At 59.0% G+C, this 8844-nt stretch carries 8 protein-coding genes and 1 tRNA gene; 4 read left to right on the plus strand and 5 right to left on the minus strand.

Annotation, left to right across the window (positions count from 1 at the left end; translation table 11 throughout):
• Positions 1–577: 577 nt before the first annotated feature.
• Positions 578–1261 (plus strand): CRP-like cAMP-activated global transcriptional regulator GlxR, encoded by a 684-nt coding sequence (gene glxR / locus HMPREF3042_RS08675; protein WP_005511668.1) that lies wholly within the window; start codon positions 578–580, stop codon positions 1259–1261.
• 549 nt (positions 1262–1810) lie between these two features.
• Here the strand turns inward: glxR and HMPREF3042_RS08680 are convergent.
• From HMPREF3042_RS08680 to HMPREF3042_RS08690, 4 genes are all read right to left on the minus strand, one after another.
• Positions 1811–2626, minus strand: coding sequence for an MBL fold metallo-hydrolase (locus HMPREF3042_RS08680; RefSeq protein WP_070432015.1), 816 nt, complete (start codon positions 2624–2626; stop codon positions 1811–1813).
• A 135-nt stretch (positions 2627–2761) separates the two neighbouring features.
• Entirely contained in the window at positions 2762–3238 is a 477-nt protein-coding gene (locus tag HMPREF3042_RS08685) for a RidA family protein (RefSeq protein ID WP_070856814.1), read from the minus strand.
• A 136-nt stretch (positions 3239–3374) separates the two neighbouring features.
• On the minus strand, positions 3375–3536 hold the full coding sequence (locus HMPREF3042_RS10805) for a Sp36 family protein (protein ID WP_005511670.1): 162 nt from the start codon (positions 3534–3536) through the stop codon (positions 3375–3377).
• A gap of 99 nt (positions 3537–3635) precedes the next feature.
• Positions 3636–3998, minus strand: a complete 363-nt coding sequence (locus tag HMPREF3042_RS08690) for a WhiB family transcriptional regulator (protein ID WP_038627417.1) — start codon at positions 3996–3998, stop codon at positions 3636–3638.
• Positions 3999–4368: 370 nt separating this feature from the next.
• Here HMPREF3042_RS08690 and HMPREF3042_RS08695 point away from each other — a divergent pair, with 370 nt between their 5' ends.
• Complete coding sequence (locus tag HMPREF3042_RS08695) at positions 4369–6777, plus strand: transglycosylase domain-containing protein (protein WP_070857038.1); 2409 nt, start codon at positions 4369–4371, stop codon at positions 6775–6777.
• Between the two features lie 114 nt (positions 6778–6891).
• On the opposite strand, the gene HMPREF3042_RS08700 is transcribed toward HMPREF3042_RS08695, so the two are convergent.
• Positions 6892–7353, minus strand: coding sequence for a GatB/YqeY domain-containing protein (locus HMPREF3042_RS08700; RefSeq protein ID WP_070439126.1), 462 nt, complete (start codon positions 7351–7353; stop codon positions 6892–6894).
• Between the two features lie 39 nt (positions 7354–7392).
• Between HMPREF3042_RS08700 and HMPREF3042_RS08705 the strand changes: the two genes are divergently transcribed.
• Positions 7393–8328: a metallophosphoesterase gene (locus tag HMPREF3042_RS08705; protein ID WP_070856815.1), complete on the plus strand. Its 936-nt coding sequence runs from the start codon at positions 7393–7395 to the stop codon at positions 8326–8328.
• Positions 8329–8548: 220 nt separating this feature from the next.
• A tRNA-Pro gene (locus HMPREF3042_RS08710) sits at positions 8549–8625 on the plus strand.
• Positions 8626–8844: the final 219 nt, after the last annotated feature.

Raw genomic sequence — 8844 nt, forward strand, 5'->3', positions numbered from 1 at the left:
GGTTTGCTCGTCGCCTGGTGCTTGCTTATCTGGTGCTTGCTTATCGACGATGCCTTGCCGGTCGTATCCATGGTCGTAGTGTATCGGCTACCCCGGATTGCAATTCGCGTGCGCACCTTTTCGTCATATCTTTCGCGGACGAGATCCTTAGGTTTGTCCGAGATGCGGATGCAATCAGTTGAAGCTCGGGCGCGATCGGTCAGAAAAGTCGAAAAAGGTCACGTCCAACCACAACTTAGAACACCGTTAGCTCATTGCTATTTAGAAATACACAGTTCAGCGGCTTTTCACCAGAATTCCCCACAGACGCAGTGGCTCTTTTGCTACAGTGGTGTTTATCACATCTTGGTGACGGCGCAGTTTTGGGATGCATCTATAAAGGCGATTTGTCGTAAAATTCGTCCAGGGTGGACCTGCCTTGAAAGCTGGCAGCGGCGTTACCGGGAAAGACCGAAAGTAGTGGGACGGGGCAGTTTCTCTTCCTGTTTGACCACTGCAATTTGTAGTCGAGTGTTAATTTGGTGGCTGCTGGCCTGTATTTACGGTGGTTAGTGGCCCAAGACAGGAGAATTTTACCGTGGATGACGTCAAGGAGATTCTCTCCCGGGCCGGTGTATTTCAGGGAGTTGACCAGGAGGCTGTGCAGGCCTTGCTCGGTGAGCTCGAGACGGTTCGCTTCCCGCGTGGAACCACCATCTTCAATGAGGGTGAGCCGGGCGATCGGCTCTACATCATTATTGATGGCAAGGTGAAGCTGGCTCGTCGCTCAGCCGACGGTCGTGAAAACCTGTTGACCATCATGGGTCCGTCCGACATGTTCGGCGAGCTCTCCATCTTCGACCCGGGCCCGCGCACTTCTTCGGCGGTCTGCGTCACGGAGGTTTCCGCCGCGTCCATGAGTGCCGATCAGCTGCAGGAATGGGTTGGGTCGCACCCGGATGTTCCAGCTCAGCTGCTGCGCATGCTGGCCCGCCGTCTGCGCCGCACCAACAATTCGCTGGCTGATCTGATCTTCACCGACGTCCCTGGTCGCGTTGCTAAGTCCCTGCTTCAGCTGGCTAATCGCTTCGGTGTTCAGGAAGGTTCTGCTCTCCGCGTGAACCACGACCTGACTCAGGAGGAAATCGCACAGCTCGTCGGCGCCTCTCGTGAGACCGTTAACAAGGCTCTGGCAGAGTTCGCCCACCGCGGCTGGATTCGCCTTGAGGGCAAGTCCGTGCTCATCTCCGATACGGAGCGTTTGGCTCGACGCGCACGCTAGCTTGTGGCGCTGCCCAAACGACTCACATCCCGCAGCCTCTGCTTTTGGTTCCTCGGTCCCCGTAGGAGCACATGAAACGCATGAGGCTCGCGGGATTTTTGCTGCCTTCCCCGCTGGCTTTCCCCGTTGGCCTGCCATGCTGGCCCGGCATGCTGGCCCCACCTCACCAACCGATTTATGGCCAATTTTGGCGCACTTATCGATGCTTCCCGTCGATGCTTCCCGCTTTTCTGCCACTCATCGACGCTTTCCCGGCACCTATCGATGCACCATTCACCAATTTCTCCCCGCATCAATCACTTGTCGATGCGCTGTTCACTTATGCGTGCGCTATAGCTCATCGACAAGTGGATACCTCATCGATAAGTGATTGAGCTGACTCGACGAGGCCAACGCACCCCAACCAGCACTAGCCCAAACAAAAAGCGCGCAACCCGCAAAACTGCAGGTCACACGCTCTTTTCATGCGGCGACTCAAGCTCAGCTTCAGCCAAGTCTCAATTAAGCCCAGCCCAGCAACCGGCCGAAGTCGAAGCCAAAGCCCAGCAACTACTCCCCGTGATCGCGCAGGTAGCGCAGGGTCACACGCGTCGACTGCTCAGCAGCATGACGCAGCACCGGATCGACATCGGTGTAAATCTCATCCACAATCTGGTCGACCGTAGCTTCGTCACCCAGTTTGGCAACGGCATCCTTCACCTGCTGCAGGCGCAGCTTACGACGCTCAATGTACTTCTGCGTCATTACAGTGATGTCCGGCAGGTCAGCACCATGACCAGGCAGCAGACGAACACCCTTGCCGCGCGAATCCAGCATTTTCAGGGTTTCCATGTACTTACCTAGGTCGCCGTCGGTCTCCGAAATCATAGTGGTGTGGCGGCCAGCGATTGTGTCACCGGTAACGATGCCTTCAACATCATCCTCGCCATCACCAGTGTGGATGAAGTAGCAGACAGAATCAGCGGTGTGACCAGGGGTTGCCACGACCTCAATCTGCGGAGTCACTCCGTCGAGGACGATACGTTCGCCGTCGACAAGCGGATCCTGACCTCCCGCGCAGTACTGAGACTCCAGCTCACGAATCGGCGCGCCGGTGAGCTGACGGAAACGTGCGGCGCCATCAGCATGGTCGCCATGACGGTGCGTCAGCAGAATCAACGCAACGTCGCCGGCATAGCGCTGGAGGACGTTCAGGTGTCCCTCGTCCTCCGGACCCGGATCGATGACAATGCTGCGGCTATCCCCCTCAGCCTTAATAACGTAGGAGTTCGTACCCTCCAGCGAAGAGTAGCTGGGGTTCGGGCACAGAACGACGCCCACAGACTGAGAAATCTGACGCAGTTGGCTATACGCAGGATGCTCCATGTCCTCTATCCTACGTGGTTGCGCAATCCGGGGAGCGCGCCACGTCGTCCAATTCGGCTCATTTGGGTGTAAGCACGCTTTACGACGACCCGGAGAACGCAGCATCCCCGCTGGTCACGGCAGCAAATACAGCAGCTACTGGGCTACTTCAACGATGATCTCGACTTCCACGGGAGCGTCCAGCGGAAGCTGATTCACACCCACTGCTGAACGAGCGTGCTGGCCGCGTTCACCGAAGACCTCGCCGAAGAGTTCCGAGGCTCCATTGATAACGCCCGGCTGACCAGTGAATCCGGCGGCGGAGTTGACGAAGCCGACGACCTTCACGATGCGGGTGACATTGTCGAGACCGACCTCGGCATCGACTGCGGCCAAAGCGTTGAGGGCGCAGGTGCGGGCTGCCTCCTTGGCCTCCTCAGCAGTGACTTCTGCGCCGACGTGGCCGACGTGGGTGAGCTCGCCGTTAACGAATGGGAGCTGACCGGAGGTGAAAACGAGGTTGCCCGTGCGCGTTGCGGGTACGTAGGCCGCAACTGGCGCGGCAACGGCAGGCAGGGTAAGCCCCAGGTCCTCGAGGGTCTGGGAAGGAGTGCGAGATTCAGAGTTGCTCATTTAAGTTAAGCCTTTCCACGGCGACTGGGGGCCGGGCGAATAAAGCCGGCCAAAGAAAGATGGCAGCCAACCGTGAGTCAGCTGCCAATCGAAAGCACAACCGCCGTTGTTAGTTAGGTGCTAGACACTGAGGTAATTAGTCAGCCTTCGGGCGCTTGAAGTAACCGACGTGGTTTTCGCCGGTCGGGCCCGGGAGAACGGTGACGAGTTCCCAGCCGTCCTCACCAAAGTTGTCCAGGATGGCCTTGGTGTTGTGAATGAGCAGCGGTGCGGTGAAGTATTCCCATTTAGTAGTCATGGAAGCTACTTTATCTGTCCCCCAGCCTCGCGCGCTGGGGGTTCAGTTTTACTTCGGTTTTACTTGGTACTTAGCCAGCTGTCCGCCAGTCCGGCGGCTTTACTTAGCCAGCTTTGCCTTGCGCTGAGCTGCGTACTGCTCAGCGTAGAAGTCGGCCCACGAAGTAATTTCCGGGTGCTCACGCAGCATTGCGCGGCGCTGACGCTCGGTCAGGCCACCCCAGACGCCGAACTCGACGCGGTTATCCAGAGCGTCGGCACGGCACTGCAGAACCACTGGGCAGTGGCGGCAGATAACTGCAGCTTCGCGCTGTGCGGCGCCGCGAACGAACAACTTATCCGGGTCAATATCGCGACACTTAGCGCGCGGGACCCACTCCTGGCGATCGCGGAAGCTCTCTACACCGAGCTCGTATTCTGGCGTAGTAGCAGTGCGGTTGCGATCTGGAATCGTGGCGGTCATTGTAGCCTCCTCGTGCCTGCGATTTTCGTTATTTCGAAATAGTTTCAACTAAATAGTGCTGAAATTTTGTTGTAAGTCTATTCACACCACCCAAATAATGTCGATTGGGTCACACTAGAAGGGTGGACGTGGCGCAGCTCTTAATATAACGATGCAGGTGGGGCAACTTTTTCCAACAAAAGCACGGGGGTGATTTGCGTCACTATGGAAATCTTTTTCCGGAAACCACTACACGACGAGTTGCGTGGTGTTGTAAGGGCATTCGTAGCGCCCCTCCCCCGCTCGCCAGGCGTTTTACTGGACTCCCCGGGCATGTCACTAGGTGGATTTTCGAAAACCCACTTCGGCTCAATCCGCCCTACCTTGTAGTCTGATTGCTGTGAATAAAGGTTCGACGCTGTTCAAGCTCTCCGTTGCCACTGTGTTGGCAGCGTTGATTATGGCCAGCGCCCTCTTTCCTCTTGTGGGCGGCTCGGCCTACCTCGTCGCGCGCACGGCTGATGAATTCGCGTCGGCGTCGCGGTCGGTGATTTCTAAGGACGCACCAGGGGTCACCACTATTACGGATCGGAATGATCAGCCAATTGCGTGGCTCTATGATCAGCGGCGGTTTAACGTGCCGTCGGAACGCATCTCGCCAGCTATGAAGGACGCGCTGGTCAGCGTGGAGGATCGGCGCTTTTATGAGCACTCTGGTGTGGACTGGAAGGGTACTGCTCGTGCGGCGGTAAAGAACTTCATGTCTCAGTCGGTGCAGGAAGGCGCCTCCACGATTGAGCAGCAGTTGATTAAGAACCACACGCTGCTCGTGGACGCGCAGTCGGAGTCGGAGCGCCGCGCTGCTACTGCCACGGATTATGGCCGCAAGATCCGCGAGATTCGCATCGCGTTGGATCTGGAAGATGAGCTGACGAAAGACGAAATTCTGACTAAGTACCTGAACTTGGTCCCCTTCGGCAATGGCGCTTTCGGTGTGGAAGCTGCAGCTCAGACCTACTTCGGCATTCCCGCGTCCGATCTGAATGTCCCGCAGGCCGCTCTGCTCGCGGGCATGGTTCAGCAGTCTTCCGGACTCAATCCGTATACAAATCCGGAAGGTGCGCATGCACGGCGTAACGACGTGCTTGCGGCTATGGAATCCACGGGGGCAATTGGTCCGCAGGAGGCTCAGGACGCCAAGGCAGCTGATCTCGGTATTCTTCCGGAGCCTCAGCACCTGCCGCAGGGTTGCATCGCGGCGGGCGATCGCGGTTTCTTCTGTGACTATGTGGTCTCTTACCTGGAGAACCACGGTATTGATGCCGAAAAGCTGAAGCGCGGTAGCTTCCATGTGAAGACCACACTGGACCCGCGTGTGCAGGACAGCGTGCAGGAGTCTCTGCGTCAGCAGGCGTCACCGACGGCGGATGGCGCAGCTGAGGTTATGAGTTTGCTTGAGCCTGGGGATGACTCCAGGAAGTTGCTCGCGATGGCGTCGTCACGCGTATACGGCCTCGATGCGGAGCAAATGCAGACCGTGCAGCCGCAGCCATTTACGCCGGTAGGCAATGGCGCGGGCTCGATTTTTAAGATTTTCGCGGCAACGTCGGCGGTGGAAAAGGGGCTGGGTATTGATACCCACTTCCCGGTGCCGCGTCGTTATGAGGCCTCCGGGCTGGGCACCGGTGGCGCAGAGGGCTGCCCGCCGGGCCTGTACTGCGTGGAGAACGTAGGCAGTTTCCCGCCGTCGATGTCACTGCGTGAGACGCTCGCGAGATCGCCGAATACTCCTTTTATTCAGATTTCGGAGCTGGTCGGCGTTGATGGCGTGATGGACATGGCAGTACGCCTGGGCATGCGCTCATACACGGAGCCGGGCAGTTTTGATGGCGAGTCCTCGGTGGCGGACTATGTCTCGGAGCACAAGCTCGGCTCGTTCGTGCTGGGGCCGACGTCGGTGAATAACCTTGAGCTGTCCAATGTCGCTGCCACCTTGGCCAGCAATGGCCGCTGGTGCGAGCCCTCTCCAATTGAGTCGATCACGGACTCCAAGGGCAATGCGGTCAAGCTGAATGTGCCACCGTGCGAGCAGGCAGTGGAGCCGGGGGTTGCGCACGCAATCGCTAATGCGCTCAGCAATGACGCCACCGATGGCACGGCGAAGGATGCCGCACAAGCGCTGAATTGGGACGGCCCAGTCGCGGCTAAGACCGGTACCACCGAGTCGAACCAGTCCGCGGCATTCCTGGGCTTCACCGGCGGTCTGGCCGGATCGGTGTACGCCTACAACGACACCCCGACTGTCACGGAGCTGTGCACGTCACCGCTGCGCCAGTGCCCGAGCGGCAACCTCTTTGGTGGTCGCGAGCCCGCGCGGACGTGGTTCGGCGCAGTCGGCCCGATTATCGAGGACTACGGCGGAAAGAACCTCCCCCCATTGGATTCGGACTACGGCCTGGGCACCTCTATCACCCAAATGCCGAATGTGGTGGGCATGCAGAAGGCCGAGGCTCGGGAGACCCTTAAGAAGGCTGGCTACAAGGTAGAGGAACGCACAGTGTCCCGCACGGGTGAGTCGCGCGGAATAGTGGTCGGGCTGGATCAGCCGCCACTACTTCTTAAGGGTGGCACCGTCACGATCCGCGTGGCCGATGGCACCCGTCGTCCGACCCCGCCACCAGCGCCGTCGCCGCGACCGGAGTCAACGACGCCCCGGCCGGATCCGCTACCGCAGTTCCCTCGCCCGAACACTCCGCCAGCGCCGAGCTTGCGGGATCTGATTCCGCTGCTGCCGTTCTAGAAGCTGCCGTCCTCGAAGCTACGGTTCTAAAAGCTGCCGTTGAAAAAATGGCCGCGGCAACTTGCTAAAAGTCACCGCGGCACTGAAACACCGAAGGAACCCCGAGAGGTCGCGCTAGCCCTGCAGGGCAGCCTTAACAGCCTCGGAAAGCCGCTTGCCATCGACCTGGCCAGCGGCCTTTTCCTTAGCCACCTTCATAACCTGGCCCATGATCTTCATGCTCGGCGCATCATCGCCAGCAACTTCGGCCACGGATTCTGCGACGAGGTTCTTCACGGCGTCGTCGTCAAGCTGTTCCGGCTGGTAGCGGGCGAAAACCTCTGCTTCGGCGAGCTCGGCGTTGGCAAGTTCCTGGCGGCCGTTCTCGGCGTACATCTCAGCGGACTCGCGACGCTTCTTGACCTCCCGCTCAATCACACGCAGCACCTCTTCATCGGTGAGCTCGTGCTTGGAGCCGGAGACCTCCTCGGTCTGGATGGCGGCCTTTAGCATGCGCAGCGCCGCAACGGTTTCTTTGTCGCGGGCCTTCATTGCGGCGGTCATATCGGAGACAATTGTGTTCTTCAGTTCACTCATACGCCCTAGATTACCGCTGTAGTTGATAGTGTCTCTGTCATGACATCGCGCGCTTTTTCCAACCGAATTCTGCGGTCTGCCGCAGCTCTCGCCACGCTTGGCTTGACGACGTTCATCTACGCGAACCAAATCGAATTGCGCGCATTTAAACTCCACCGTGTGCAAGTTCCCGTGCTGGCACCCGGCACGCTCGCCCGGGCGGGAAAGCGCGAGGATGAGCCTTTCCAGATTCTGCATGTCTCCGACTTCCACATGCTCCCCGACCAGAAGTTGAAGCAGAAGTGGGTTGCCAGCCTCGATGCTCTGAACCCTGACCTGGTGATTAATACTGGCGACAACTTGGGCAGCGACAAGGCCGTTCCCAGTGTCCTCGCAGCGCTCGGCCCCCTGCTGAACCGTCCGGGCGCCTTCGTGTTTGGCACCAATGACTACTTCGCGCCGCGGCCTGTCAACCCGTTGAAGTACCTGACGGGCAAGAAGCGCAAGCCCTCGCGCGTAGAGCTGCCGTGGCGCGGCATGCGCGCTGCGTTTATCGAGCACGGTTGGCAGGATGCCACCCATGCCCGGCTGGAGTTTGTGGCGGGTGGCGTGAAGGTGGCGCTGTCCGGTGTGGATGACCCTCATCACGAGTTGGAGGATTATTCGCAGATTGCCGGTGCCCCGAATGCGGATGCCGACATCGCTATCGGCCTGTCGCACTCCCCTGAGCCACACGTGTTGGACGCTTTTGCGGAAGATGGCTACGACCTGGTGCTTTCTGGTCATACCCACGGTGGCCAGGTGTGCCTGCCCGGAGGGAAGGCCATTGTGACCAACTGCGGTATCGACCGCTCGCGGGCCTCGGGGCTGTCGCGCTGGACCGAGAAGACGTGGCTGCACGTCTCCAATGGCCTTGGCACTTCCCCTTACGCCCCGGTGCGCCTGTTCTGCCGCCCGTCCGCGACCTTGATTGAGGTTGTGGAGCGGGATTCGTAGTTTGTTGATCGCAGGGATGCAGTTTGTAGATCGTACGGGTGCGGTTCGTAATTCGTTGGGCGCGGTTCGTGGTTCGTAGTCCGTTGGGTGCGACAGAGACCGCCGCTTGGCCCCACAGCCCGTTAAGCAGGCGTTTTGCATTCTGGCTCAGCGTCGGGCTAAAGTAAGTCCTCGCAAGCACAGCACTGAGACATATGTTCCCAGTTCGTGTCTGTGGCCTCGGGGTATGGCGCAGCTTGGTAGCGCGCTTCGTTCGGGACGAAGAGGCCGTGGGTTCAAATCCCGCTACCCCGACCAAGTAAAAACCCTCTCTCACCTGGAGTTATCCAAGTGCGGGAGGGTTTTGTTATTGGCCACTTTTCGCTGCCATTCAGGGACGCTAGAAAAAAGCGTGCCTGGTTCTCCCGGTAGTGCCTGGCCAGCCCCCCACTGCGGCAGCACCACAGTCCGGGGTTATGCGGCAAAACTGTCAACCCGAAAACTCCGGGGCTGCAAATGTGAAACTGTGCGAGTTTA

The sequence above is a fragment of the Corynebacterium sp. HMSC074C05 genome (assembly GCF_001838325.1).
Classification (GTDB): domain Bacteria; phylum Actinomycetota; class Actinomycetes; order Mycobacteriales; family Mycobacteriaceae; genus Corynebacterium; species Corynebacterium amycolatum.

Excerpts from the sequence above, each read along its gene's own strand:
- HMPREF3042_RS08680 (WP_070432015.1), bottom strand. The coding sequence starts at position 2,626 with ATGGAGCATCCTGCGTATAGCCAACTGCGTCAGATTTCTCAGTCTGTG.
- HMPREF3042_RS08685 (WP_070856814.1), bottom strand. The coding sequence starts at position 3,238 with ATGAGCAACTCTGAATCTCGCACTCCTTCCCAGACCCTCGAGGACCTG.
- HMPREF3042_RS10805 (WP_005511670.1), bottom strand. The coding sequence starts at position 3,536 with ATGACTACTAAATGGGAATACTTCACCGCACCGCTGCTCATTCACAAC.
- HMPREF3042_RS08690 (WP_038627417.1), bottom strand. The coding sequence starts at position 3,998 with ATGACCGCCACGATTCCAGATCGCAACCGCACTGCTACTACGCCAGAA.
- HMPREF3042_RS08700 (WP_070439126.1), bottom strand. The coding sequence starts at position 7,353 with ATGAGTGAACTGAAGAACACAATTGTCTCCGATATGACCGCCGCAATG.
- HMPREF3042_RS08705 (WP_070856815.1), top strand. The coding sequence starts at position 7,393 with ATGACATCGCGCGCTTTTTCCAACCGAATTCTGCGGTCTGCCGCAGCT.